Genomic DNA, 24,651 nt, shown 5'->3' on the forward strand with positions numbered 1-24,651 from the left:
TTCAATGACCGTAAATCAGAAATGCGAGAGCAAATGCAATCGCCACAACCATGGCGGTGTAAGTTATCAGACGAAATGTGAGCAACTCTTCAAGTCCGGTGCGGATAAAGATCATTCGTATAATAAGCACAATTGCGATCGCTCCGGCCAAACATATCATCCAGGTGGGGAAAAATGCACCTACCATATAGAATGTCGGGCTATGCACCATCATGTTCGCTTTCAGCAATTATTATGTTTGATCAGGCAAAAGTTTCATGCAAAAGCTTCAGATCAAAGCCTTTGCATATACAAACTTTATTCCAATTATTTCAAACAAAGTCCATCCTTAAAGCTCGACGGATGTCAAACTCTACATAAGAATTTCACAACAGGCTTAACAGACAAAACAATCATTGCCTTATTTAAGGAACATTGGCGCGGGTTGACCCAGTTTTCATTGGAATAAAAACTGGATATGTTGATAAGAAAACATCAATTAAGATGATTTTCTTTATTTTATCAAGCTGTCAGGATGACTATTATTTTTGTCGGTTGCCAATTGTCTTTTCTGCATTAATAGTCATCGTACCATCTATAAAAATTTCTGTTCACAATAATCGCATCCAAATGCAGTTCCATAAATAACAAGAATTTACTATAGAAAAACAACGGATGATTTGAGAGAGACTAAATGCACAAGAAATTCCTTGCAGCTGCTGTGCTGACAACCGTTTTTAGCGCAAATGCTTTTGCGGCGGATGCTATCTTTATCGATAATCAGCCAGCAGCGGATATTGATCATCAAATCGCACCAGACTGGTCTTTACTAGTCACACCTTATCTCTGGGCTTCTGGTATCAAAGGCAATATTTCGCCTTTCAAGCGTGCGCCAAGCATTGAGGTTGAAAAAAGCTTTAAAGATATTGTCAAAGATTTGAATTTCGGTGGCTTTCTTGATGTCAGAGGCCGTTATGAAGATTTTATTTTCGCCGGTGATCTGATGTATATCAATACCACTGATATAGAAAATATCAGTAAATTGCCGGTTATCGGGCCTGTACAAGGTTTGAGTGCGCAAGTAGATTCAGCACAGTTTACTGCAACTTTAAAAGGTGGTTACCGCGTCTATAATGATGAAACATGGTCGCTTGATCTGTTGGGTGGCTTGCGTATCTGGCACATCTCGAATGATGTGACCATTCGGTATAATAATTTCTCGGAATCCCATAATGAGAGCTTTAGCTGGGTTGATCCGATCATCGGTTTCAGAGCTTTTATTAACTTTACGCCTTCTTTGTCATTGCAATTGCAAGGTGATGGCGGAGGTTTCAATGTCGGTTCCAAGGAAACATGGCAGGGCTTGGCGACACTGAATTATACGTTCACTAAGCATCTTTCGACATCGGTCGGTTATAAATATTTGCGTGTTAATTATAGTGATAAAGGCCATACTTTTGATACGACCCTGAAAGGGCCTGTCGTAGGTATGACCTATCGTTTCTAAGGATTGGAACACTATAGTTATAAGCTTTGCAGATGTGAAATTTGCAAAGCTTTTTTTCTATTCTGCGGCTTGGTTGCGTCGGCGTTCGTTGAAATAGTTTAACAGTGCCAGACCTTCATCAGTGCCGATCAGCAGTTTTTTGATGATATCGGCAAAACTCGCGCATTGATCCGCATCCAGTTTTGAAAAAATAGCATCATTAACTGGTCGCTGTGTGGCTGCCAGCTTTGCAAGCAGATCAGTTGCTTTTTGGGTGACCGACAGGCTGACACGGCGACGATCATGCCGGTTCGGTACTTTAATGATCAGCCCTTTTTTGACCAGTTTTGCCACTTCCAATGTTACAAAAGCGCCGGATTGATGCAAATGCTCGCTGACATGGGAAATGCCGATATCATCCTGTTTGGTTAGATGGTCAATCGCAATCAGAATGGAAAAAGCCGGACCGGTCAGGCTGATGCTTTCGGCAAAGCCATTGCGGATTTCGAGCAAACGAACACTGAAACCCAATGCGTCATGGATTGTCTGGCGAAAATTTTCATCTTTGCCGTCATGTAATAATTCGGGTCTGTTGACGGTCAATGCCATTTGCACGCTCCTGTTTGGCGTCAAATTAGCTTTGTTGGTTAGCTAAATCAACAGGAGAAACTTTCGAAACCGTGATTAACTGATTGATTTAACAGCACAGGAAATGGCGCAGCTTGCTGAATACAAGTAGCGCCGTTTGAAGGTGCGGTATGTATTGGCTTTTTATGCTCTTGTTTCCTGATCTTGGACTGTCACTGCACCGCGCTCGATCAGCAAGGTAACATCGGCAATCGCTTTGAGAAGATTAGGGCTTGATTCCGTAATCAACAGGGTCAGATCGCGCATGTTTTCGCGTAACTTGCCAAGGGTGCGGGCATATTCCAGTGCCAGTGCCGGAGCAAGCCCTTGAAAAGGTTCGTCGAGCATCAACACTTTCTCGGCCACCATCAGTGCACGCCCAAGCGCCACCATCTTGCCCTGACCACCGGAAACACCATTGCCCGGACGATCGCGCATCACCTGCAATTCCGGCAAAAGACCGTAGACTTTTTCAAGTCTCTTACGGATTTCGCTTTGGGAAAGTTTGATTGCCAGCCCCGGCAGAACGATATTGTCTTCGACAGAAAATTCAGGAATGAGCCTGCGATCCTCTGGCGCGTAGCCGATGCCGAGCGGGGCACGTGCAAAAGAGGGGAGCGGCAAGAGCTCGGTGCCGCTTAAAGCAATCGAGCCTTTTTCAGTCGGGATCAGCCCCATGATTGCGCGCAATAAGGTTGTTTTACCGGCACCATTGCGCCCGATCAGAACAGTTGTGGCGCCCGATTTCAGTTCAAAACTGACATCACGTAAAATAAGCGCACCCGCCAGAGAAACATTGATGGAAGAAACGGTCAGCATCATGCAACTCCGATCACATTCTGGATTACACGCTCATCTTTAAAGACGGTTTCCGGCTTGCCTTCCACCATCACTTTACCTGCTTCCCACACCACAACGCGGTCGGCATAACGTTCCACTACATCCATGTCATGCTCAACAAACAGAGCCGACACTTTGGCTTGGCGCAGCGCATGCATCAATGTTTCCATCAATTGGAAACGTTCGATAGCACTCACACCGCTTGTTGGTTCATCCAGCAAAACAAGGCGTGGTTTCAAGGCCATCGCCATCGCAATATCGACAAGCTTACGGCGACCTTCCGGCAGGGTGGAAGCCATATCTGTCGCGCAATCAGCGAGATTAAACATGCTCAAAAGCTCCATGGCTTCTTCGCGATACTCTTTGCGATCAAGTGCTTTAAGCGGTTGCCAAAGGCCTTCACGCGAGGCGATTGCCAACATCAGATTATCCAGTACCCGTTGATCGAGAAAGAGTTGCGGGATCTGGAATGCGCGCGCAATACCTTTGCGTGCGATAGTCCGTGGCGGCAATTTGGTGATCGGTTGTCCGTCAAGGTAAACTTCACCTTCGACTGGGCGGATATAACCGGTGCAGAGATTAAGGAATGTTGTTTTACCTGAACCATTTGCGCCGATAATCGCCAGAAATTCACCTTCATTGATGTGAAGATTAACGCCATTGGCGGCCTTTACACCACCAAAAGCGATGTGCAGATTTTCAGCTTTGAGAAGAACGCTCATGCGGTTTCTCCTTTATGCTTGGATTTAACAAGGCCGATCAATCCTTTTGGCAGGAAAAAGATCACGCCAAGCAATGTGGCCCCGACAATCATGTTCCATGCATCGGTAAAGCCTGCGGCCAATGTGTGAACGATTTCAAGGAAAACCGCACCAACAATAGGGCCGGCAACGCCACCAACACCACCAAGAACGGCAACCAGCACCAGATGGCCTGAATTTGTCCAGTAAGCCATATCGGGGAGAACATGACCGATAGTCATTGCGGCAAGCGAACCGCCAATGCCAGCCAGAAACGCTGAGACCGTATAGGCCACCAGCAGCACGCCACGCACCGGCACACCTAAATATTCAAGGCGAATTTCATTAGTGTGGACGGCAGAGAGAGCTTCACCGAGCGGACTTTTCAGATAGGCATGTACACCAATACCAACGATAATCATTATGACGATGGAAGCGTAAAACAGGAAGTTTTCAAACTGTGATTTTTCCATCAAAGTGCCAAAAACGGTAGGTGCTGCTACGCGCAAACCGTCTGTGCCGCCGGTAAAACCATAAAACTTCGACAAGAGCGAATAAAACACCATCGAGATTGCCAGATTAAGCATGGCGAAGAAGATAGCGCGATAACGCACAATGAAAGCGCCGATTAAAAGTCCTGCCAGAATGGAGACGAGGCCAGAAATAATCAGTAGGCCGAAGAAGTCGGTAATGCCGTAATCTCTGGCTAAAAATGCCGTTGCATAGGCACCAACCGCAAAGAACATGGCATGACCGAGCGAGATCAAGCCGCCACGCAGCAAAATGGCAACGCCGAGGGCGGCCAAGCCTTTGGCGATGGCGAGGGTTAAAATGAATTCAAGCCACGGGAACATTAAAGCGGCAATGACAAGCGCGATTATGGCTGCGGCGCCTGCGAGCAAAATACGCATGGATCAGATCTTTCTTGTCGAAGAGGAGCCGAACAAACCGTAAGGCCGAACCAAAAGTACAAGGAGCATCACGAGATAAGGAGCAACGGCATCGAGTTCCGGCGCATAATAAATGGCGAATACTTTTGCCAATGCGACAATGACGGCTGCAACTGCGGCACCTTCAATTTTGCCCAAACCACCAATTGCAACAACGGCAAAAGCAAGCACCATGGAATCTGCACCTAAGCCCGGTGAGACACCGGCTTGCGGGGTGGTCAGGGCACCGCCGAGCGCTGCCAAAAAGACACCAAGACTAAATGCAATAATGAAGACACGGTTGGTGTTGATGCCAAGCGCCTGTGCAATTTCGCGGTCTGCCACAACGGCTGCAATCAGGCGGCCGATACGGGTGTGGCCAATGAAAATGCGAAGGCCGAAAATAAGCAGCACTGCCAAAGCAATCAGCAAAAGCTGATAATTGAGATAAACGACATTGCCAATTTCAATGCTGCCGAGCAGCTGCACGGGCGTATCTTCATAGTAAGAATTCACGCCGAAAACGATACGCTGCAAATCTTCCAGAATGAGAAAGAGGCCAAAAGTGACAAGGATCTGAACAGCCTCGGATTTACCATATGTCCAGCGGATAAAAGTGCGCTCGATGACGGGGCCGAAGATCGCGGCCACAAGTGCAGCACTGAGAAACAGCGCCACAAAGGTCAGCCATGATGGCAGGCCAATGCTGATAATCCAGAGGCTTAGCGATGCAGCGGTATAAGCGCCAATGGAGTAAAAACTGCCATGCGCCACATTTAAAACCCGCAGAACACTGAAAACAAGCGTCAGACCAACTGCCACAAAAAAGATAAGGGCAGCGTTGGCCAAACCGTCAACAAGCAGCGGTATAAGTGTTTCTAACATTTTTAAAGATCCCACACGTTGCGCAAACAAAATGCGCCGGTTTCATGCGGGCTGGTTTTTAAGCCCGCATGAAAGACGTGATCATTATTTATAAGAACCGGGTTGTGGTAATTTGGCAGGCAAGTCGGCCGCTAAAGTGCTGATCCAAGCAATCGGATCTTGACCGACAGGCGGCATCAGATCGCTGCCTTTATAGCGTACCAATTCAGCAATGACCGGCACATTATTATCGGCAGATTTGGCGGTGATACCGACTATCTGATCAACAACACCGTCATTGTCTTCACGGGTTTGCATGGTGCCGGTAAGGGTAGTGACTTCGCTGTTTTTCATCGCTTGTGCCACTTCTTCACGGCTTGGCCATTGGCCGCCATTGGCTTCCATCGCACGTTCATAAGCTTTTTGAACATAGATGAAGCTGTTTGCCATTTTAATGGCAGGGAAAACAGGCCATGAGCCGAATTTTTCTTTATAGGCTTTGGCAAATTCAACGGTTTCAGCATTTGCAGCAGCATCCGGTGAGTTCCACCAGCCGTCACCCAGCACGCCGATGATGACACCTTCAGGAATATTGACGTTTTGGAGGGATGATTCACCCAGTGCCAGCACCACTTGGCTGGATTTGAAAAGACCACGCGGTGATGCTTGGCGCACGAAATTGTCCAGATCGCCACCCCAAAGATTGGAGAAGATCACATCCGGTTTGGCGGCAGTGAGGCGGGAAATTTCGGTCTGGAAAGTGCCGGAGCCAAGTTTTGGAAACAGCTCTGCAACCACTTCAACATCTGGTTTGAATGCCTTCATGGCAGCTGTGAAAATGGCCGCTGCATCATGGCCGAAGGAATAATCCGGATTGATGATGGCAATGCGTTTAACGTCAGGCTTTGCTGCAATCAGATAGGCCGCATAGGCGACAAACTCCGGAACGGTATTGCCGTTGGGACGGAAGAAGAACGGATGTTTATCTTTTAAATACAGCTGATGCGTATCGCAATTCCAGCCGATGGTCGGGATTTTCATCTGATCGGTAACAGGTGCCAAAGCCATGCAATTGCCGCTGGAAAGGGCTGCGATCATCACCTGATTGGCCTGATCGCCCGCAAGTTTGCGAAATTCTGCAATCACGCCTTCGGTGCCTTGACCTTCATCTACATAGGTGGCTTTGAGCGGAACACCGCCAAAACCGCCTTTTGCATTGATGCGTTCGATCATCAGCTCGGCAGCATTGCGGCCCGGCATGCCGTAGGCTGCAGTTGCGCCGGATGTGAAACTGAAAACACCGACACCAACGGATGCGGGCTTTTCCTGCGCATACGCAGCTGTTGCCATGACAGACGCCATAGCAAGCGCGGTAAGTGCAGATCGCACAAGATTAATCTTAAACATTTGACCCCCTAGTGGTTTATCCAGAGCGGATATAATCCGTCTGGCAACTTGCAAATTGCGCGGCCGGATCGAAACCACCACGATAGGTCATGCTTTTTCCCGATCATGAGCTGATCCTCCCATCAAACATTGCCGGCGCCCTCATCCTACCCAGAGCATGCCGGTATGTGGTTTTCATGATTGCTTAAATGTCTGTGATATGCAAGATAAAACTACAGTGAAATATCACTGACGTTAGTTTTATTCATTCATACCATTTCCTGCGACCGGAAAATTCGATCAGCACAAGCAGGGGGGAGTCGAGAACAAATGACAATGCTTCAAATGGCTGTTGTCAGCCAAGATGGACGCCAAGACATTGAAATTGAAGTTAAAAATTTAATCATTGCGGGCTGGGCAGGCCGCAACAAGCAAGCTATGGAAGAGCATATCAAAGAGCTGGAAGAGCTCGGTGTTGCTCGTCCTGCTTCCACGCCCACCTATTATCGTGTGGCTGCCGCGCGCTTAACAACGGCTCCGATAATTGAAGATACCGGTACTGCGGGCAGTGGTGAGGTCGAATCTGTGATCTTTGCCCATCATGGTAAACTCTATGTGGGGCTTGCATCCGACCATACCGAACGCGAGGTGGAAACCTATGGTGTGACCGTTTCAAAGCAAATGTGCGACAAGCCGGTGGCTTCTACCGTCTGGCCTTTTGACGAAGTCAAAGACCATTGGGACGAGATGATTTTGCGCAGCTTTGCCACCATTGATGGTGAGCGCGTTCTTTATCAGGAAGGCTCGATTTCCGGGCTTTTGGCACCGCTTGATCTGATCGCGGGTTATAGCGATGCCGGTAAACTTGCTGATGGCACTGCCATGCTTGGCGGTACCATGCCTGCAATCGGCGGCATCCGTGCTGCCACACGTTTTGAAGGGGAGTTGGAAGATCCTGTTTTAAAACGTAAAATCAGCTTCAGCTATGATGTGTTAACACTTCCTGTGCTGGGATAATAAAAGCTGGCCAGAATCAGCTGTTCAACCGACAGTGACAAGCAAAGAATATTGCTTGTCACCTTTAAGCCAAAGCTTTGCGTTCGGGCAAAATAGCAGAGATCAAGACATGACTACGGATATATCAGATAAAACCACAAAAACTGCATCTGCACCCAAGCGCAGACGCAAAGACCCCGTAGTTTCACTTCGGGAAGTCGCCTATCAAGCGATTAAGCACCGTATTATTACTTGTAATCTGAAGCCAGGCGAGGTGTTGAGCGAAGGGCTTTTAAGCGATGAGCTCAATATTGGCCGCACGCCAGTGCATCAGGCGATTGACCGTCTTGCCAGCGAAGGGCTGATTGATGTCATTCCGCGCAAAGGCATCATGGTGACACCTATCAGCTTGCACGAGATTTTCGATATCATCGATGTGCGTTTGATTAATGAAGCCTATTGCGTGCGTCAGGTGGCAAAACTTGCCGATGCGCCTGACATTAAAAAGCTTGAAACCAATCTGAATGATATGTGGAAGGCGGCCAAATCGCGCAATATTGAAGCGATGATGAATTTGGATCGTGAGTTTCACGGACTGTTATCCGCGACATCCCGCAATACGATTTTACCCGATATTATGGGCAATCTGCACGACCGGTCCACGCGTTTGTGGTTTATTTCGCTGCGTTCAAACGAGCATCATGTGCGCGTTTGTGAACAACATGCAGCAGTGATTGAAGGGATTAAAGCCCATGATGAGGATGCGGCCGAACAGGCGATCCGCGACCATATCGAAGCATTTAGGGAAAATATCACCCGCCAGTTTTAACCCCTCCATCTTTGTTTTATTGGAGCTGGCGCAATTGTGCTTCAACGGCACGGGCAACGGACAACAACCAGTTATCCTGACCGTTTCCGGCTGAAAGCATCAGGCCGACTGGTGCATTATCCGCCTCATGCACCGGCAGCGAAATGGAGCAGCCATCCAGCATATTGATCAATGTAGGATTGCGTAAAAGTGCCAAATTGGCTTTGGTGAAAGCATCACCATCATCAAGTGCCGAAATTTCCGGTGCGATCATTGGCACGGTCGGCATCGCAATCACGTCGAATGGTGTGATCTCGTGTATCACTTGGTCAATGTAATCGCGACGCATCTGGAGAATTTCAATATAATCCGAAGCAGTTTGTTCATGTGCGCGCATCAGGCGTGCACGAACGCGTTGATCGTAGAGATCGCCATGTTCCGCCAATAAGTCTTTGTGCCATGTATAGGCTTCAGGTGCCGGAAAACCGCCTTTGCCATTAATCTCAGCCAAAATATGGAAAGCCTTCAGCTCAATCGGGATGATATGCGCGCCAGCAAGGCCCAGCTTTTCTAAAGCTTTTTCAAAAACAGTAGCAACATATGGCTCGATGCCGTCAAAGACGACACTTTGCGGCACGCCAATGCGCAAGCCTTTCACATCAAGGTCAATCAGCGCCTCATTTTCGCTGCCGCTCATCAGCTTGTGCAAAATAGCGCAACATTCAACACTATTGGCCAAGGGACCAATGGAATCCAGCGTAGTGGAAAGCGGCAAAGCGCCTTGTGAGGGAACGCTTGAAGCGGTTGGCTTATAGCCTGTCAGGCCACAAAGTGCCGCCGGAATACGGCAAGAACCGCCGGTATCCGAACCGATAGCAGCGGCTGCCATTTCATCAACAACAGCAACAGCAGCACCGGAAGACGAACCGCCCGGAATGCGCTTTTTATGGCGCTCATACGGATTGGCCGGTGTGCCATAATGCGGGTTGATGCCAACGCCGGAAAAAGCAAATTCGGTCATATTATTCCGACCGATAATAATAAAACCGGCAGCTTTCAGCCGTGCAATTGCAGCTGCATCTTTTTGTGCAGGCGCAGCATCGGCCAGCACTTTGGAACCCGCCGGTGTTGGCTCCCCTTTGAGATCAAAGAGGTCTTTAACCGCCAAAGGTATTCCTGCAAAAGGGGAAGCATGCAAACCGGCCGCGCGTAATTGATCGGCCGTAGCAGCAGCAGCGCGCGCTTTTTTCGCGTCAACTTTGATGAAGGCGCGTGCACCTTCACCCTGTGGGTCTGAAATGCGGGCAAGACAGGCTTCAGTCAATTGGACAGATGTAGTGACACCATTTTCCAGATCAGAGGCTAATTGTGATAAAGTTGCGCGCATTTTTAATAACTCTCCCCGCAGTGAACATATGTTTATTGCAGTGCTTCCGACACAATGCCGGAAGCACTTTGTTTTTTATACCGGATCGAAATAATGAATTTCGAGCAGCATGCAGCCGTTTTCAGATTTGAAAGGGCCATGTGGCGCATGCGGCGGACGGCAAGCATAGGTGTTTGGCGGATAGCTCACGCCACCTTCGCCATTAGCATCATTGCCCACTGTCAGATCGCCTGACAAGAGGTAAACCTCTTCCCAATATTCATGCTCGAAAGGTGCAGTGGTATAAACACCGGCATCAAAACGCAGTAAACGGGTGCGCGAGCCGCGATTGTTAACCTCATCCAGCGCACCGGAAATGATTTTCTGTTTGATACCTTCAGGATAACCTGCCGGAACTTCCCAGCCGCTCGACATATCAAGTGTGTGGAACTCGTCATGAAGCTTGTTAACAGCCATTTTTGTCTCCTTGTTTGAAAGGGGCACCGGCGCTTAAACGCCGGTGATTTTAGAAAGACTTCTGCATTTGCAGCAAGTCTGGCCTCATCAGGCTTTGCTTACCGCTGCAAGACTGTCTTCCAGCGTGTAAGAATTCATAATGCCGTCAACGACGCGCTCGGCTGATGACCAGTCATAGGTTCTGAACGAGTGGTTTTTGGTGACGAAAGTCGCACCCGCATAGAACATTTCATACTGGTGATGGCGGGAACCGAATTCAGAGCCAACCGCATCCCAGGCGAGCTTATAAAATTTAACGCGCTCTCTGGAGGATGCTGCCGGTGACTGTTGGGTTTTGTCAATCAGCTCTGCCAGTTCCGGATTGCCGAAATCTTCAACCGAAGACGGCAACATGATCATGCCGCCGCCAGCCAGTTCACGTAAAGTATTGAGGATTTTCGGGTAAAGCTGCTGGGTAAGAACCTGTGCGCTGTAAAGGGTTGCAGCATCTGGCACAAAATATTCACCGGCAAAATGACCTTTGGCTTCCATACCCGCAACCATTGAATCCACCATGGTGACTTCTGCTGCCAGCTGACCAAGCATTTCACGCACCTGAGGGAACTGGGAAATACCGTTAATGTCGGTGGTTTTCTTAGCAATACCAATCAGAAAACGCAGTTTTACCGCCAAACGGATCATCGCCTGATAGTTCTGGTAGACATGTGCAGGTGTGGCATGGAACTGCTTGGCACACATAGCGACATCGCCATCGATAAAGACACGCTCCCAAGGCACTTTCACATCGTCAAAATAAAGCACTGCATCGTTTTCATCAAAACGGCTGGCCAAAGGATTGTCAAAAACAGAAGGTGCTGCCTGCTCATAGGACTTGCGCGACATGATTTTGAGGCCTTTTGCATTCATCGGAATAGCAAAAGAAACCGCATAAGCTTCTTCACCGGCCTTCATCGGCTGGATGCAGGTGACGAAAACTTCGTTGGCAACAACGCCGCCGGTTGCCAGCATTTTGGCACCGCGAATGGTAAGTCCTTCGTCATCACGCGCTACCACACCGGCCGTCAAAAACGGATCAGCCTGTTCGGCTGCGTTTTTCGAGCGGTCGGCCTGCGGATTGATGATGACATAGGTCAGATAAAGGTCATTATCGCGGGCATATTGGTAGTAATTGGCAAGGTTTTGCGCAAATTTCGCGTTATATTCTTCAAAAACCGGCAACCCCATATACATACCGGCAATGCAGGATGCGACGTGATCAGGCGCGCGACCTAAGAAACCGCCATGAATTTCTGTCCAGCCTTCAAGACCGGCACGGCGCTTTTTCAGCTCTTCATAGCTTTTCGGCAATTCCCAAATACGATTGGCCCGATGACCTTCAGGTGTGACATAGGTCATCAGGTCTTCGTTTTCCGGCGCCTTGGCAAAGTCAAAAATCTGTTTGACCGATTGTGCTACATTTTTAAATGCCGGATGCGTGGTGACATCGTCAACGCGTTCGCCGTTGATGAAAATCTCGCGGCCATCACGCAGGCTTTCCAAATGCTGCTGACCAGTCTTTGTACCTTTTTGAGACATAGTCTCCTCCCTGTAGTTTCAAAAAATTAGTAATGAGACGGAAGCGGCCATTCAGGCACGTCAATGCGCGGGCCAGTAACGCTGTGATAGCGGCCGCGGAAGAACAGCAAAGGTTCTGCTTCAATGGCTGATGTACTGAAGTTGACGACGCGGCCTAAGAAAATTTTGTGATCGCCGCCCTCATGACAGGCGAAAGGCTCGCATTCAAAATGCGCAATTGCATTGGTGATGCGCGGTACACCTTTATGGCCTTCGGTGTAATGAACGCCAGCCCATTTATCACTGGCTGCACGGGAAAACTGGTTGGAAAGCTTTTCCTGACCGCTGGCCAGAATATTGACCGTATAGGCCTCGGCTTCTTCAAAAGCGCTCAAGCTATAAGCGTTGACACCGATGCTGAAAAGAATAAGTGCGGGATCGAGAGACACCGAATTAAACGATGTCATCGTCATGCCTATCCGCTCACCACTTTTCGCCAATGCGGTCACAATTGTAACGCCGGTGGCATATTCTGCCAGTGCATTACGTAATTGGCGCTGATCCATGGTTTCCTCCCATTCAGCTATGTAATTTAGCTAATTAATAAAGCTATTTTTGTGAGTGTCAATTAGGAAGTGATAAATTTTCAATCGTTGAGAGCATAAAAACGTTAGTTGTCTGGAAATTGGAAAAAATCCGGCTTGTAATAAATAATAGAGTTTTGAATCAACCGGCCTAGTTGATATAAATAATCTGGATCATCTGCCTCATCCGGTTATACATTATGGCAACTTACAGAATATAATTTTTTTATTAAGCTTCAGAGGCTTTTCGAATGATTATAATTGATCAGCTTTTAGTTGGATCTGTTGTTCCCTACGGCCCGCGCAATCTGCCAAGTGCGATTGGCAAATTGCCGGTGCGTGAAAAATGCTGGTTGGGTCTTGAAGGTTTTATCAATGATGAGCAGGGCGACCGCAAACATCATGGCGGGCCTGAAAAAGCGGTGCATCATTATGATTTTGATCATTATCAGATCTGGCGCAATGAGATCGGCGATCATGATATTTTAAAGCAGCCCGGCGCCTTTGGTGAAAACCTGACCACCCGCGGCATCAGCGAAGATACTATTGCTATCGGCGATATTTTTGAACTTGGTGAGGCGGTCATTCAAGTAAGTCAGGGACGCCAACCTTGCTGGAAATTGAATATCCGTTTCGACACCAAAGATATGGCTTTGCGTTTGCAAAAAACCGGCCGTACCGGCTGGTATTATCGTGTGCTCCAGCAAGGCTGTGTACAGGCCGGTGATGCGTTGAAACTGGCTGACCGGCTGGCGCCAGAATGGACCATTCGCAAAACATGGCATGTTCTTTATGTCGATACGCTCAATCATAATCTTTTAAGCGAGATGGCAGCATTAGAACCGCTGGCCGATAGCTGGCGGCTATATGCCAGCAAGCGCTTGGGCTCCGGTAAAGTCGAAGACTGGAGCCGACGATTACAAGGTGATGCCTAACAGACAAACCATTCATTCAATTCGAACCAACAGCATGTCCGTCGACTGCATTTTTAAGAACTGATCGGTGATATGGGAAAAGGTACAACATTAGCAATTGAAGTCAGGGTCAAAGATGGCGAGCCGATTTTTCTGGCGCTGGCACGCACAATCATTGCTGAAATTGAGCGCGGCCGCTTAAAACCAGGTGACGCTTTGCCGGGTACACGCTCGCTTGCCAAAAACCTCAAATTAAACCGCAACACGGTGGATGCGGCCTATCATGAGCTGACCATGCAAGGCTGGCTCAATGCCGTTGCCTCACGCGGAACATTTGTGGCGGATGATCTGCCGGATCTATTGAAAACACACAATACGCAATCTGATGATGTGAATGCCAGGTCTTTTAAACGCAAATCCCGCCAATATTTATGGAATATTTCCGATGGTGCGCCGGATGCGCGGCTGTTGCCGATTGTGCCATTTGGTCAGGCATTCCGCCGTGCTTTAACCAGCAATAGTTTTTTGGATAATCAGTCCAATGACAGCGCCAATGGAAACGAATATTTGCGCTCTAATCTTTCAACTTATCTGAATGCAGAACGCGGGCTGATTGCATCTGAACCAGATATTTTGATTTCACGCGGTAGCCAGATGGCACTGTTTTTGGCCGCACGCGCTATTGCCGAAAGCGGTATCAGCATTGCCGTGGAAAATCCGGGTTATCCGCTGGCATGGGCAGCTTTTCGAGCTGCTGGCGCCAATCTTATCAGCATTCCGGTGGATGATGCCGGTATTGATGTGGATGTGCTTGAGGCAATCGCCAAACGCGATAAAACTTTGCGTGCGGTTTATATCACCCCGCATCATCAATATCCGACCACCGTCACATTGGGCGCTGCACGGCGCTTGCGTCTGATCGACATTGCGCGCCGTTATGGGCTGACCATTATCGAGGATGATTATGATAGTGAATATCGCTATGATGGACGCCCTGTTTTGCCGCTGCGTGCACGTGCTGATAAAGATCTGCCGATCATCTATTTAGGTTCATTATCCAAGCTTTTGGCACCCGGTATTCGTGTGGGTTATGCCATCGCACCGCAAGATATTTTGAAAAAAATGGCATTGCAGCGCGAGGCTATTGACCGTCAGGGTGATGTACCGCTGGAATTAGCATTGAGCAGTCTGATTGCTGACGGCACTATGAAACGCCATGCACGTAAAGCGCGGCGGATTTATCACGCGAGACGTGATTTTCTGGCGGAAATTTTGACCGAGCGCCTTGGTGATGATGTGGAATTTACACTGCCGTCCGGTGGTCTGGCGATTTGGTTGCGCCTGAAACATGGCTTGAACGCTCAGGAATGGTCGGAAAATGCCACACGTTTGGGACTCGCATTGTTGCCGGGCATTCATTATTCACTGGATGAAACGCAGCCCATTGAAGCGTTTCGTTTAGGGTTTGCCAGCATGAATGAAGAAGAATTGAGCCGCGCTATTCAAATTTTGGTCAGGGCAAAACCCGCCTGAGAAAAGTACCAAACCTAGTTTCTTAGATGACAGGCGGCAATTAAAGAGAGACGCATATATGCCGAACATAAGACGGAGTTGCATGACTACGGCCATGATTCCAGCATCAAAAAAAGTAATGAAAATTATTTTGACAATTCATATTCGAGCTTTTCGCTCGCCGTTCAATCAAAGGTTAAAGGTGAAACCGCAACCTATATTGCATTACCGGAAATAATCGTTTTTCGCTTATGCCGGACGCGTAACAAAACAGGTTAACCCTGACGGTAATATCATCACTGTTTGCGAGAATGATCAAAAAATAAGCTATAATTTTAATAGTGCATTGTCGCCGCATAACGAAATTCTACCTGTTCCCAATAATAAAGAAACGGGAGAATTGACCGCTGAATATGATAGAAAGACAAAGGTTTTACAGTGGAAAATATCCTATTCGGGCTTGACCGGTACGGATCAAACGCCTGTTGCCGCACATTTTCACGGCCCTGCGTCACCTGCGCAAAATGCCGACATTATTATCAATATTCCGCCCGATCAGTTACTAAGTCCTATTGTGGGGCAGCAAACACTTACCAAAGAGTAAGAAGACGGTTTGGTTAGAGGATTGTGGTATTTCAATATTCATACCAAGAAAAATCCGATGGGCGTTTTGCTTGGTCAGCTCACGCCAGAATAGACCGGACATAAACTAAACAGAATCTTTTCCTCAAGGCACAACCCAATTTTCCGGCACCATTTTAATAGCACATGGTGCCGGAATCTTGTTTGGGAATATTGCACGATTGTGTTTATGCGCACCACTGATGATGTGTTTTGGTTTATTTTTTCAATTCTTTGCATTGCTTTCACGCTGCTTATGAACAGCTTAAATGCTACTTTGCAGTAAAATTATCCCAGCTTAACGTTTTGAAAATATTGATGTGCTGGCTCTTAAAGTAATTTCTGTGGCTGCAAGATGGCACGATTATTCATATCCCTGCTTGACAGTATGACATACTAAACATTAACCTGTCATACCACTACGAGGAGTAGTTCGGGGAGGATTTCTGAAAAGCTCGCTACAGGTTTGTTTGTGATTGCACGTCGCTAAAATCGGCACTGCATCGGGCTTTTGAACATCTAACTTTTCGATCAATCCTTGAAACGATCAGTTATGGCCAGCAATGGTCGGCAGCGCGTTGTGGCTCTGTTATTTGTAAAAGCATTAAGGACGAATATAGAATGAAGATTGCTATTGTTGGTTGCGGTGTCGTCGGATCATCCTGGTCACTTGTTTTTGCACGCGCCGGTCATGAGCTGGCGATCTTTGACCAGAACCCGCAAGCAGCTGAAGCCGCTGTTGCTTTTGTTGTTGCTGCTAACCCGAGCTATGCTGCACAGTGCCGTGTTGCAACCAGCCTTGAAGATGCATTATCGGGTGTTGATTATGTGCAGGAAAGTGCGCCCGAACGCCTGCCGATCAAGCAGGCTCTCTACAAGGAAATGGATGCGTTTTTGGCGCCCAATACCATTGTTGGCAGCTCGACATCCGGCTTTCCGGCATCAGTATTCACCGAAGGTTTGAAAAACGCCGAGCGCTGCCTTGTATCGCATCCGATCAATCCTCCCCACCTCATTCCCTTGGTTGAACTGATCCCGGCTCCGTGGACGGATGTTGCCGCTTTGAGTTTCACCCGTCAGCTGATGGCGGATTTAGGCCAAAGCCCGATTACATTGACCCGTGAAATCAACGGTTTTGTGGTCAACCGTTTGCAGAGTGCCTTGCTTGGGGAAGCATTCCGTTTGGTTGAAGACGGTATTTGCACTCCTGCGGAAGTGGATGCTGCGGTTTCTGATGGATTGGGCTTGCGTTGGTGCTTCATGGGACCTTTCGCAACCATTGATCTCAATGCCGCGAATGGTGTTTCCGAGTATTGCGCTAATCTGGGGCCGATGTATTACGGTCTTGCCAAAGAACAGGCTGATCCGCGTGAATGGACTCCTGCACTTGTGAAGGCAATTGAGGATAAAATGCGCAACGCGGTTCCAGCAGATGACTTGCCTGCACGTCGTAAATGGCGTGACAGCTTCTTGTCGGCAATCGTGACTGCGAAGCGCGCAATTACGAAAGATCTTGGAGCATGAACGGATTTTCCACGCCAGCCCATTTAAGTCGCGAAAGACTGTCTGATAAAATCGCCAAAGATATTGAGGCACGTATTTTGTCAGGTGAACTCTCCATCGGGGACAAACTTCCCTCGGAACGTGACTTGATGGTTTATTATGGCGTGGGACGTCCGGCCGTGCGCGAAGCACTTTTATGGCTGAACAAAACCGGCATTCTTGCCGTTTCCAATGGCGACCGTACCAGAGTGACGGAGCCTGATCCGCGTGAACTTTTGCAGCTCTTGTCGGGGGCTGCAAAATTACTGATTGCACGTGATGAAGGCATTCGTGAATTCCAGAAAACACGTATTTTCGTGGAAGTGGCGATGGTGCGTGAAGCCTCGCGTCTTGCCAGTGATGCAGATATTGCAGCATTGGAAAAACTTCTGATCGCCAATGCTGAAAGTGCCGGTGATAATGACCTGTTTTCCAAAACGGATGATGCCTTTCATCAGTACATTGTCAGTATTGTGCAAAATTCTTTGCTGGATGCGCTTTATGATGTGGTGCTGGAACTATTGGAAGATCAGCGCCGCATGTCGCTCAGCCATCCGGACGCTCTGACAAAAGCAATGGCAGCCCATCGCAATATTTTCGAGGCAATCCGTGATCGTGATGCCGATCGTGCCGAAGCGGCAATGCGTGCGCATCTGGATACTGTCGTTGAAACATATTGGCAGGTGCGCGAACAGGTCGATAATCCCGCCTGATCTGCCTTCATATCCATTAAAATAAATAAGGTTTCCCCCATGCTTCTTGGTTGTATTGGCGATGATTTTACTGGTTCCAGTGACCTTGCAAATACGCTTTCCAAACAAGGAATGCGTGTCACCCAATATTCCGGTGTGCCGTCAACAGATGCCGACCAGTCGGTCGAAGCCGGTGTAGTTGCACTCAAATCGCGCAGCATTTCGGCCGATGAAGCCATTGCCCAATCATTGAAAGCATTGAAATGGTTGCAGGCACAAGGTTGCAAACAGTTTTTGTTTAAATATTGCTCTACTTTCGACAGCACGGCTGAAGGCAATATCGGCCCTGTTGCAGCTGCTTTGGCTAAAGAGCTGAACGCACGCAAAGTGGTTGTTTGTCCGGTGTTTCCGGGGGCAGGGCGCACCCTTTATCAAGGGCATTTGTTCGTTAATGACCGCCTACTCAATGAAAGCGGCATGGAACATCATCCGCTAAACCCGATGACGGATGCCGATATTCGCCGCTGGCTTTCTTTGCAAACAGATATGCCGGTTGGTCATGTGGGCTTTCATGCGGTGAGCCAAGGTGCTGATGCCATTCGCGCGGCACTGGATAAAGCCGATGCAGAAGGCGCACAGCTGATTGTGGTTGATGCAGTTTCCGACAATGATCTGATGGAAATTGGTGCTGCGTTAAATGGTTTGCCGCTTGTCACCGGCGGTTCCGGCATTGCTATGGGATTACCTGAAAACTTCCGCAAAGATGGGCTGTTGTCAGGCAATAATTCGGATTGGCAGGGCGTTGCAGGCCAGTGTGTTGTGCTTTCGGGTTCTTGCTCAATGGCAACACGCGGGCAGGTAACAGTCCACCGTGAAGGTGGCCTGCCGATGTTTGAAATTACTGCAGAAGATGCGGTTTCCGGTAAATTGGATGCGCAGGAAATTGCCCAATGGGCGATGCAACAGGCACAAAGACCGCTTGTTTATTCATCGGCTGATCCGGCAATTGTGAAAGCGGCTCAGGAAAATTTTGGCCGCGAAGTGGTTGCCAATGCAATTGAGCGTCTCTTTGCCGATATCGCACATGCATTGGTGGCTGCTGGTGTTGGTCGTCTGGTTGTTGCAGGCGGCGAAACTTCGGGTGCTGTGGTCGAGGCACTGAACCTCACGGCTTTGGAAATAGGCCCTGAAATTGCGGCCGGTGCTCCGGCTCTGCGCGCAACTCTGCCGGATGGAAAAACGGCACTTGCTTTGGCTCTCAAATCCGGAAATTTCGGCGGCCCTGAATTTTTTGCCGAAGCAGATCGCATTTTGGGCGGCGAATAATCCGCTTTGCAGTCAATTGCGCCACAGGCTGCAAAACATATTTGTTTGGAGGAAATAACATGAATAAATTCAGCAAGTTCGTCAAATTGGCATCTTGCGTTGCTGTTTCGGCATTTGGCCTTTTTACGGTCACTTTGCCAACTCAGGCACAAGACGTTCTGACGCTCAAACTCGGTCATATACAGTCGGAACAGGATCTGTGGCACTTTGGTGCGCAGAAGTTTAAGGAAGAGCTGGAAGCGCGTTCAAACGGTACTATCAGCCTTGCCATCTATCCAAACTCAACTCTTGGTGGTGACCGAGATTTGGTTGAAGGCATGCAGATGGGGACTGTGGATTTTGGTCTGATTGCCGGCGTGCTGGGCAATTTCGAACCGTCCATCCAGCTGCTGGAACTGCCTTACTTGTTTAAGTCGCAAGATGAGTTTGATAAAGTCATTCAGAGCGAACTCGGTGAAGAAATTGCCGATAATGTTTTGAAGAATGCGAATGTACGTATTCTTGATTGGTGGGAACGCGGCTCACGTCAAGTGACTTCGAACAAACCTATCAATGGTGTTGATGACCTCAAAGGCATCAAAATCCGTGTTCCTGAAATTCCGGCTATGGTCAGCACATGGCGCGCTATCGGTGCCAATCCGACACCAATGGCATGGAGTGAGGTTTACACCGGCCTTGAACAGCATGTGATTGAAGCACAAGAAAACCCGATTCCGTTCATCTATGGTGGTCGTATCGGCGAAGTGCAGAAATATCTGGCGATGACCAATCACAAGTTTGAATATGTCACACTTGCGATGAGTGAACTGCGCTGGAACCAGCTGTCACCCGAACAGCAGAAAATTGTTTCCGAAGCAGCAGCTGCTGCAACCGCTGCAGAAAACGAAGCTGTTCGCTCGCAGACCGAAGAAATGTTGAAAAAGATGGTCGCTGCTGGCCTGCAGGTCACAAACCCAGATGTTGATTCGATTGCTGCTGTTGCTGTGACTGCACATGAAGCTTTCGCTAAAACCGTCAATACTGATCTCTATAACCGTATTATTACAGCACTTGCACGTTAATTTTATCAAGCTGCTGCTGCCGCTTAACTTGCGGCAGCAGTTTAAGCTTACGTGCAGAGGAGAACCAGCTTGGATAAATTCGATAAGCTGATACATACTTTCCTGCTTTGGATCATCGCGGCTCTGATTTTCGCAATGATGGGCGTAACATTCACTCAGGTCTTAGCCCGCTATGCACTCGCCAATTCTTTAAGCTGGTCTGAAGAAGTAGGGCGCTATATTTTTGTCTGGATTACTTTTCTTGGTATGGCGGCAGCCTTTCAATCGCGGGCGCACATTGCGCTCGATTTTCTGGTTTCATTGCTGCCGGTCAAATTTTCCAATAAGCTGGTCGTTTTCAACGCGCTGTTAGTTGCTGTGGTTGGCGGCGCGTTGCTGCTCGGTGGTTTGGCACTGATGAAATTTGGTATGAACCAGAAAAGTGCGGCTCTCGGATTGCCGATGTATCTTGTCTATTCTGTAATCCCGTTCAGCGGCCTGACCTTATGCTATTTCGCTCTGCGTGAAGCATGGAAGCGCGCCACTTTGAGCGAAGGAAACGCGAAATGATCTCATTTATTCTTTTTGGCGGCTTTGCGTTTTTCCTGCTGATTGGCTTGCCGGTTGCTTTCGGCATTGCTATCGCTTCGCTCATTGCCATTCTCTATCTTGATTTCCCGATTGCGGTTTTTGCGCAGCGCCTTTTCACATCCGTGGATTCATTTCCATTGATGGCTATCCCGCTTTTCATGCTGGCAGGTGCCTTGATGGGGCATGGCGGCATTACCCGCCGTATCATTAGCTTTGCTTTATCTCTGGTTGGTAATATCCGCGGTAGTCTTGCGCATGTGGTATCGGTCAGTGGTGTGATCATGGGTGGTGTTTCCGGTTCCGGCGTAGCTGATGTGGCCGCACTTGGCACAGTGATGATACCGGAAATGAAAAAGCGCAATTATGATGCCGGTTTTTCTGCTGCTCTGGTGGCTTCATCAGGTAGTTTGGCACTGATTTTGCCACCAAGTATTGCGATTATCATTTATGGTGTTTCAGCTCAGGCATCCATTGGCGATCTCTTCATGGCAGCCATTGCACCAGGTCTTGCGATTGGTTTCGGCTTTGCACTTTATTCTTATTTTTATGCCCGCAAACATGGCTATCCAAAAGAAGGTCGTGTCAGCAATGGTGAAAAATGGGCACGTTTTAAAGATGCAAGCTGGTCTTTGATGATGCCTGTCATCATCATCGGTGGTATCCGGATGGGTATTTTTACGCCGACTGAAGGTGGTGCAGTTGTTGCAGCCTATGCCTTCATTGTTGGTATGTTCATCTATAAGGAAATCACCTTCTCAAAGATTCCGCAGATCTGCATTGAAGCCGCAATCGGCACAGCCGTAATTGCCGCGATTATTGCTGCGACATCGCTGTTTGGTTGGTTGTTGACCAATGCTCAGCTGCCACAGATGATTGCCGGTGCTATTCTGGGTCTCACCGATAATGCAATTTTGTTGCTCCTTCTCATCAATGTTATGCTGCTGATTGTCGGTATGTTTCTTGATAGCGGTCCTGCCATTTTGCTGATGACACCAATTTTGGCACCTGTTGCCAACCAACTTGGTGTCGATCCGGTACAGTTCGGCCTGATCATGGTGATCAACCTCACCATCGGTTTGCTCACTCCACCGGTTGGTACAGCGCTTTATCTCGCCAGTAGTATTTCTGGCGTTTCGGTGATGAAGCTGACCCGTGCAATGTTGCCATTCTGGGCCATTATGATTGCAGTGCTGATGCTGGTCACCTATTGGCCGGGCTTTACCAGCTGGGCGATCTCACACTAATAAAAATCTTGAATACGACGCTTGGCACCAAGCGCCGTATTCTCTTATTGACTTTATAATTGACAAGAAAAGGTGTCCGTCATGAACCGTGAAGCAAAAGCGCAGCTGCTTTGTGATCTTTGCCGCAGCATGTTTGATCGTGGCTATTCGGTGGGTGGTGCCGGCAATGTTTCGGTGCGTATTGATGGCGGCTTTCTGGTGACGCCGACGGGTGGCAGTCTTGGACGTTTGACATCTGAGAAACTATCTCATGTGAGTGGTGGTGGTGAGGTTTTGTCAGGCCCCAAGCCATCCAAAGAGTTCATGTTCCATAAAGAGCTTTTTGATTGCCGCCCCGAAGCGGGTGCCATTGTACATCTGCATTCCACATATCTGACAGCCTTATCATGCCTTGAAGATCTGCCGCAGGAGAATGCTTTACGGGCATTCACACCATATTATGTCATGCGGGTGGGATATCTGCCGGTTATTCCTTATTATCGCCCGGGTTCTGCAGAAATTGGCCGTGATCTGGTTATTGCCGCCAATAAACATCCGGTCAATGCTTTTTTACTGGCGTCTCACGGCGTTGTTGTCTTGGGTAAAGATATTGAAGATGCGGTGAATAATGCGGAAGAACTGGAAGAAACTGCTCGTCTGGCTTTCATTCTGCATGGACAAAAAATCCGTTACCTCAATGAGGCAGAGATTGCAGAATTGACAGCTAAAAGCCTTAGCTAAAGCTTTCAATAATTATGCCGCGACGGTTGTTTTTTTAATCAACTCTCGCGGCATTTTTTATCTGCAATTTGACGTGCGCGGGTTATCCGCGCCAGCTCAGAAAATGCTTTTCGATCTGGCTGATAATGAAATTCACGATCAGTCCCATCACCGACAAAATAGTGACGCCAGCAAAAAGTTTTTCAAGATCATAAAGCGAGCCGGCTTCCAGAATATACGAGCCAACGCCATATTGTGCGCCAAGCATTTCCGCGGCAACGAGCAGAATAATCGCTATAGAAATTGATACGCGCAGGCCGGAAAGAATAGCAGGAAATGCACCCGGCATCACGATTTTACGAACAATTGACCACCAGCTCAGTCCGAAACTTTGTCCCATCCGGATGAGCGAACGATCGACATTGTCGACCGCGCCATAGGTGGCGACGACGGTCGGGGTAAATGTACCAAAAGCAATGAGCGCATATTTCGACATTTCATCAATGCCGAACCAGATCACAAAAAGCGGCAAAAGTGCGATTTTCGGAATCGGAAACAAGGCGGCAATCAGTGGTACAAGACCGGCACGGACATAACTGAAAAGACCGATCAAAACGCCGAGAGATACACCAACAACAATGCCAAGCGAAGCACCGACGACAAGGCGCTGCAAGGAGGGCAGCAAGTGCTTCCAGAGCATGCCTGTTTGCCACAATTGCACAAATGTATCAAAAACCGCAGTGGGGCGCGGCAATGTGAGGCTGGATATAAAGCCTGTGCGTGTGCCGATCTCTGCAAGAATGATCAGCACGACAAAAACACTAATGCCTACACCTTTGACAGGAACCGGGGCAAACCCTCCGCCACGAAACAGAACGGGGCGTACCGGCGCAGTATGTTGGCTGAATTCTTTATCTTCTGATGTCGCTTGCGCCGTTTTCAAAGTTGTAACGTCAGACATTTACCAATTCCTTGTCTGCGGCGGCTGCTTCTTCACGCATCAATTCCCACAATTGTTTTTGTTTTTGTTCCAAAACCGGGTCGCCCAAATGGCGTTCGCAGAGTGGTGTATCAATATCAACAATTTCACGAATCTGACCTGGACGGCGTGATAAAACCACCACTCGATGTCCTAATCTTACAGCCTCATTCAGATTGTGGGTGACATAAACAGACGTAAAAGGCTGGCGTGTCCACAGAGAAATCAGATCATCCATCAAAAGTTCACGCGTCTGGCTGTCGAGCGCAGAAAGCGGCTCGTCCATCAGCATCACAGCCGGACGCACGGCTAAAGCACGGCTGATGGCCACGCGCTGGCGCATACCGCCCGATAATTGTTTGGGCAGCGCCTGCCTGAAATCAGAAAGGCGTGTGCGCTCCAGAACATCAGAGACAATGTCATCCATGTCACCTTTACTTAAGCCATGATCCTCAAGCACCAGCTTGATATTGCCCTCGACAGTACGCCACGGCAGCAGAGCAAAATGCTGAAACACATAGGTGAGCGGATTGAGACAATCTTGCGGTGGATTGCCGATTTGCAAAACTTCACCCGATTGCGGTTTCTCAAGCCCGCCTAAAAAACGTAGTAATGTTGATTTTCCACAGCCCGAAGGTCCGATAAGACAGACGATCTGACCCTGAGGAATATCAAGCGAAATGTCTTTCAGTACCTCAACGGATCCATAAGAATGGCTGATATGTTTAAGTCTCAGATCCATGAGTTCTCCTTAGAGCGTGTCGCACTTAATCGTATCCACTGTGCTCGCTCTAGCGTTTTGTTTTTACGCATGTCTTTATCCCAAAACCGGTGCCCACTTTTGGGAGACATGCT

26 protein-coding genes are annotated in these 24,651 nt (G+C 48.5%); 13 read left to right on the forward strand and 13 right to left on the reverse strand.

The genetic code is table 11. The features are described 5' to 3' along the window. Nucleotide 1: 1 nt before the first annotated feature. Nucleotides 2-214, reverse strand: a complete 213-nt coding sequence (locus JNC77_RS08460; protein WP_374831427.1) for a YtcA family lipoprotein — start codon at nucleotides 212-214, stop codon at nucleotides 2-4. Between the two features lie 459 nt (nucleotides 215-673). Between JNC77_RS08460 and JNC77_RS08465 the strand changes: the two genes are divergently transcribed. Then, a complete protein-coding gene (locus JNC77_RS08465) occupies nucleotides 674-1,486 on the forward strand; it encodes a hypothetical protein (protein ID WP_374831429.1) in 813 nt (270 codons plus the stop codon). Nucleotides 1,487-1,543: 57 nt separating this feature from the next. Here JNC77_RS08465 and JNC77_RS08470 read toward each other — a convergent pair whose 3' ends face one another. The 6 genes from JNC77_RS08470 to JNC77_RS08495 form a co-directional block, all read right to left on the reverse strand. After that, nucleotides 1,544-2,074, reverse strand: coding sequence for a MarR family winged helix-turn-helix transcriptional regulator (locus JNC77_RS08470; RefSeq protein ID WP_374831431.1), 531 nt, complete (start codon nucleotides 2,072-2,074; stop codon nucleotides 1,544-1,546). Between the two features lie 162 nt (nucleotides 2,075-2,236). Continuing rightward, on the reverse strand, nucleotides 2,237-2,911 hold the full coding sequence (locus JNC77_RS08475) for an ABC transporter ATP-binding protein (RefSeq protein ID WP_374831433.1): 675 nt from the start codon (nucleotides 2,909-2,911) through the stop codon (nucleotides 2,237-2,239). After that, complete coding sequence (locus JNC77_RS08480; RefSeq protein ID WP_374831435.1) at nucleotides 2,911-3,654, reverse strand: ABC transporter ATP-binding protein; 744 nt, start codon at nucleotides 3,652-3,654, stop codon at nucleotides 2,911-2,913. The genes JNC77_RS08475 and JNC77_RS08480 overlap by 1 nt, the downstream gene beginning before the upstream one ends. Further along, a complete protein-coding gene (locus JNC77_RS08485) occupies nucleotides 3,651-4,583 on the reverse strand; it encodes a branched-chain amino acid ABC transporter permease (RefSeq protein WP_374831437.1) in 933 nt (310 codons plus the stop codon). Before JNC77_RS08485 ends, JNC77_RS08480 begins: the two co-directional genes overlap by 4 nt. Nucleotides 4,584-4,586: 3 nt before the next feature. Next, the gene (locus JNC77_RS08490) at nucleotides 4,587-5,486 is read right to left on the reverse strand and encodes a branched-chain amino acid ABC transporter permease (protein WP_374831439.1); all 900 of its coding nucleotides are present in this window, start codon (nucleotides 5,484-5,486) and stop codon (nucleotides 4,587-4,589) included. Nucleotides 5,487-5,570: 84 nt separating this feature from the next. Then, nucleotides 5,571-6,815, reverse strand: a complete 1,245-nt coding sequence (locus JNC77_RS08495) for an ABC transporter substrate-binding protein (RefSeq protein WP_374831441.1) — start codon at nucleotides 6,813-6,815, stop codon at nucleotides 5,571-5,573. Nucleotides 6,816-7,181: 366 nt separating this feature from the next. On the opposite strand from JNC77_RS08495, the gene JNC77_RS08500 reads away from it, so the two are divergent. Together JNC77_RS08500 and JNC77_RS08505 are read left to right on the forward strand one after the other, a co-directional pair. After that, the gene (locus JNC77_RS08500) at nucleotides 7,182-7,868 is read left to right on the forward strand and encodes a DUF2848 domain-containing protein (protein ID WP_374831443.1); all 687 of its coding nucleotides are present in this window, start codon (nucleotides 7,182-7,184) and stop codon (nucleotides 7,866-7,868) included. Nucleotides 7,869-7,977: 109 nt separating this feature from the next. Then, nucleotides 7,978-8,676, forward strand: coding sequence for a GntR family transcriptional regulator (locus JNC77_RS08505; protein WP_374831445.1), 699 nt, complete (start codon nucleotides 7,978-7,980; stop codon nucleotides 8,674-8,676). A gap of 16 nt (nucleotides 8,677-8,692) precedes the next feature. Here JNC77_RS08505 and JNC77_RS08510 read toward each other — a convergent pair whose 3' ends face one another. The 4 genes from JNC77_RS08510 to JNC77_RS08525 all read right to left on the reverse strand — a co-directional run bounded on the left by JNC77_RS08510 (nucleotide 8,693) and on the right by JNC77_RS08525 (nucleotide 12,618). After that, nucleotides 8,693-10,042 carry an amidase gene (locus JNC77_RS08510; RefSeq protein ID WP_374831447.1) on the reverse strand — a complete coding sequence of 450 codons (1,350 nt, stop codon included), beginning with the start codon at nucleotides 10,040-10,042 and terminating at the stop codon, nucleotides 8,693-8,695. A 75-nt stretch (nucleotides 10,043-10,117) separates the two neighbouring features. Then, entirely contained in the window at nucleotides 10,118-10,498 is a 381-nt protein-coding gene (locus JNC77_RS08515) for a cupin domain-containing protein (protein WP_374831449.1), read from the reverse strand. A gap of 87 nt (nucleotides 10,499-10,585) precedes the next feature. Beyond that, nucleotides 10,586-12,073, reverse strand: coding sequence for a 4-hydroxyphenylacetate 3-hydroxylase family protein (locus tag JNC77_RS08520; protein WP_374831451.1), 1,488 nt, complete (start codon nucleotides 12,071-12,073; stop codon nucleotides 10,586-10,588). Nucleotides 12,074-12,099: 26 nt separating this feature from the next. Then, nucleotides 12,100-12,618 (reverse strand): flavin reductase family protein, encoded by a 519-nt coding sequence (locus JNC77_RS08525; RefSeq protein WP_374831453.1) that lies wholly within the window; start codon nucleotides 12,616-12,618, stop codon nucleotides 12,100-12,102. A 269-nt stretch (nucleotides 12,619-12,887) separates the two neighbouring features. On the opposite strand from JNC77_RS08525, the gene JNC77_RS08530 reads away from it, so the two are divergent. The 10 genes from JNC77_RS08530 (at nucleotide 12,888) to otnC (ending at nucleotide 22,838) form a co-directional block, all read left to right on the forward strand. Then, nucleotides 12,888-13,571: an MOSC domain-containing protein gene (locus JNC77_RS08530; protein WP_374831455.1), complete on the forward strand. Its 684-nt coding sequence runs from the start codon at nucleotides 12,888-12,890 to the stop codon at nucleotides 13,569-13,571. A gap of 72 nt (nucleotides 13,572-13,643) precedes the next feature. Next, complete coding sequence (pdxR, locus tag JNC77_RS08535; protein ID WP_374831457.1) at nucleotides 13,644-15,083, forward strand: MocR-like pyridoxine biosynthesis transcription factor PdxR; 1,440 nt, start codon at nucleotides 13,644-13,646, stop codon at nucleotides 15,081-15,083. Between the two features lie 325 nt (nucleotides 15,084-15,408). Then, entirely contained in the window at nucleotides 15,409-15,666 is a 258-nt protein-coding gene (locus JNC77_RS08540) for a CHRD domain-containing protein (RefSeq protein WP_374831459.1), read from the forward strand. 638 nt (nucleotides 15,667-16,304) lie between these two features. Then, nucleotides 16,305-17,207 (forward strand): 3-hydroxyacyl-CoA dehydrogenase, encoded by a 903-nt coding sequence (locus JNC77_RS08545; RefSeq protein ID WP_374831461.1) that lies wholly within the window; start codon nucleotides 16,305-16,307, stop codon nucleotides 17,205-17,207. Next, nucleotides 17,204-17,938: an FCD domain-containing protein gene (locus tag JNC77_RS08550; RefSeq protein ID WP_374831463.1), complete on the forward strand. Its 735-nt coding sequence runs from the start codon at nucleotides 17,204-17,206 to the stop codon at nucleotides 17,936-17,938. The genes JNC77_RS08545 and JNC77_RS08550 overlap by 4 nt, the downstream gene beginning before the upstream one ends. 39 nt (nucleotides 17,939-17,977) lie before the next feature. After that, entirely contained in the window at nucleotides 17,978-19,243 is a 1,266-nt protein-coding gene (otnK, locus tag JNC77_RS08555; protein ID WP_374831465.1) for a 3-oxo-tetronate kinase, read from the forward strand. A gap of 59 nt (nucleotides 19,244-19,302) precedes the next feature. Then, a complete protein-coding gene (locus JNC77_RS08560) occupies nucleotides 19,303-20,304 on the forward strand; it encodes a TRAP transporter substrate-binding protein (RefSeq protein ID WP_374831467.1) in 1,002 nt (333 codons plus the stop codon). Nucleotides 20,305-20,373: 69 nt separating this feature from the next. Then, nucleotides 20,374-20,853: a TRAP transporter small permease gene (locus JNC77_RS08565; RefSeq protein WP_374831469.1), complete on the forward strand. Its 480-nt coding sequence runs from the start codon at nucleotides 20,374-20,376 to the stop codon at nucleotides 20,851-20,853. Continuing rightward, complete coding sequence (locus JNC77_RS08570; protein WP_374831471.1) at nucleotides 20,850-22,118, forward strand: TRAP transporter large permease; 1,269 nt, start codon at nucleotides 20,850-20,852, stop codon at nucleotides 22,116-22,118. The genes JNC77_RS08565 and JNC77_RS08570 overlap by 4 nt, the downstream gene beginning before the upstream one ends. 81 nt (nucleotides 22,119-22,199) lie before the next feature. Further along, complete coding sequence (gene otnC, locus JNC77_RS08575) at nucleotides 22,200-22,838, forward strand: 3-oxo-tetronate 4-phosphate decarboxylase (RefSeq protein ID WP_374831473.1); 639 nt, start codon at nucleotides 22,200-22,202, stop codon at nucleotides 22,836-22,838. An 82-nt stretch (nucleotides 22,839-22,920) separates the two neighbouring features. On the opposite strand, the gene JNC77_RS08580 is transcribed toward otnC, so the two are convergent. Then, nucleotides 22,921-23,778, reverse strand: a complete 858-nt coding sequence (locus JNC77_RS08580) for an ABC transporter permease (RefSeq protein ID WP_374831475.1) — start codon at nucleotides 23,776-23,778, stop codon at nucleotides 22,921-22,923. Beyond that, a complete protein-coding gene (locus JNC77_RS08585; protein WP_374831477.1) occupies nucleotides 23,771-24,538 on the reverse strand; it encodes an ABC transporter ATP-binding protein in 768 nt (255 codons plus the stop codon). Before JNC77_RS08585 ends, JNC77_RS08580 begins: the two co-directional genes overlap by 8 nt. Nucleotides 24,539-24,651 lie beyond the last annotated feature (113 nt).

The sequence above is a fragment of the Paenochrobactrum pullorum genome (assembly GCF_041929845.1).
GTDB lineage: Bacteria > Pseudomonadota > Alphaproteobacteria > Rhizobiales > Rhizobiaceae > Paenochrobactrum > Paenochrobactrum pullorum.

Excerpts from the sequence above, each read along its gene's own strand:
- JNC77_RS08460 (WP_374831427.1), bottom strand. The coding sequence starts at position 214 with ATGATGGTGCATAGCCCGACATTCTATATGGTAGGTGCATTTTTCCCC.
- JNC77_RS08465 (WP_374831429.1), top strand. The coding sequence starts at position 674 with ATGCACAAGAAATTCCTTGCAGCTGCTGTGCTGACAACCGTTTTTAGC.
- JNC77_RS08470 (WP_374831431.1), bottom strand. The coding sequence starts at position 2,074 with ATGGCATTGACCGTCAACAGACCCGAATTATTACATGACGGCAAAGAT.
- JNC77_RS08475 (WP_374831433.1), bottom strand. The coding sequence starts at position 2,911 with ATGCTGACCGTTTCTTCCATCAATGTTTCTCTGGCGGGTGCGCTTATT.
- JNC77_RS08480 (WP_374831435.1), bottom strand. The coding sequence starts at position 3,654 with ATGAGCGTTCTTCTCAAAGCTGAAAATCTGCACATCGCTTTTGGTGGT.
- JNC77_RS08485 (WP_374831437.1), bottom strand. The coding sequence starts at position 4,583 with ATGCGTATTTTGCTCGCAGGCGCCGCAGCCATAATCGCGCTTGTCATT.
- JNC77_RS08490 (WP_374831439.1), bottom strand. The coding sequence starts at position 5,486 with ATGTTAGAAACACTTATACCGCTGCTTGTTGACGGTTTGGCCAACGCT.
- JNC77_RS08495 (WP_374831441.1), bottom strand. The coding sequence starts at position 6,815 with ATGGCAACAGCTGCGTATGCGCAGGAAAAGCCCGCATCCGTTGGTGTC.
- JNC77_RS08500 (WP_374831443.1), top strand. The coding sequence starts at position 7,182 with ATGACAATGCTTCAAATGGCTGTTGTCAGCCAAGATGGACGCCAAGAC.
- JNC77_RS08505 (WP_374831445.1), top strand. The coding sequence starts at position 7,978 with ATGACTACGGATATATCAGATAAAACCACAAAAACTGCATCTGCACCC.
- JNC77_RS08510 (WP_374831447.1), bottom strand. The coding sequence starts at position 10,042 with ATGCGCGCAACTTTATCACAATTAGCCTCTGATCTGGAAAATGGTGTC.
- JNC77_RS08515 (WP_374831449.1), bottom strand. The coding sequence starts at position 10,498 with ATGGCTGTTAACAAGCTTCATGACGAGTTCCACACACTTGATATGTCG.
- JNC77_RS08520 (WP_374831451.1), bottom strand. The coding sequence starts at position 12,073 with ATGTCTCAAAAAGGTACAAAGACTGGTCAGCAGCATTTGGAAAGCCTG.
- JNC77_RS08525 (WP_374831453.1), bottom strand. The coding sequence starts at position 12,618 with ATGGATCAGCGCCAATTACGTAATGCACTGGCAGAATATGCCACCGGC.
- JNC77_RS08530 (WP_374831455.1), top strand. The coding sequence starts at position 12,888 with ATGATTATAATTGATCAGCTTTTAGTTGGATCTGTTGTTCCCTACGGC.
- pdxR (WP_374831457.1), top strand. The coding sequence starts at position 13,644 with ATGGGAAAAGGTACAACATTAGCAATTGAAGTCAGGGTCAAAGATGGC.
- JNC77_RS08545 (WP_374831461.1), top strand. The coding sequence starts at position 16,305 with ATGAAGATTGCTATTGTTGGTTGCGGTGTCGTCGGATCATCCTGGTCA.
- JNC77_RS08550 (WP_374831463.1), top strand. The coding sequence starts at position 17,204 with ATGAACGGATTTTCCACGCCAGCCCATTTAAGTCGCGAAAGACTGTCT.
- otnK (WP_374831465.1), top strand. The coding sequence starts at position 17,978 with ATGCTTCTTGGTTGTATTGGCGATGATTTTACTGGTTCCAGTGACCTT.
- JNC77_RS08560 (WP_374831467.1), top strand. The coding sequence starts at position 19,303 with ATGAATAAATTCAGCAAGTTCGTCAAATTGGCATCTTGCGTTGCTGTT.
- JNC77_RS08570 (WP_374831471.1), top strand. The coding sequence starts at position 20,850 with ATGATCTCATTTATTCTTTTTGGCGGCTTTGCGTTTTTCCTGCTGATT.
- otnC (WP_374831473.1), top strand. The coding sequence starts at position 22,200 with ATGAACCGTGAAGCAAAAGCGCAGCTGCTTTGTGATCTTTGCCGCAGC.
- JNC77_RS08580 (WP_374831475.1), bottom strand. The coding sequence starts at position 23,778 with ATGTCTGACGTTACAACTTTGAAAACGGCGCAAGCGACATCAGAAGAT.
- JNC77_RS08585 (WP_374831477.1), bottom strand. The coding sequence starts at position 24,538 with ATGGATCTGAGACTTAAACATATCAGCCATTCTTATGGATCCGTTGAG.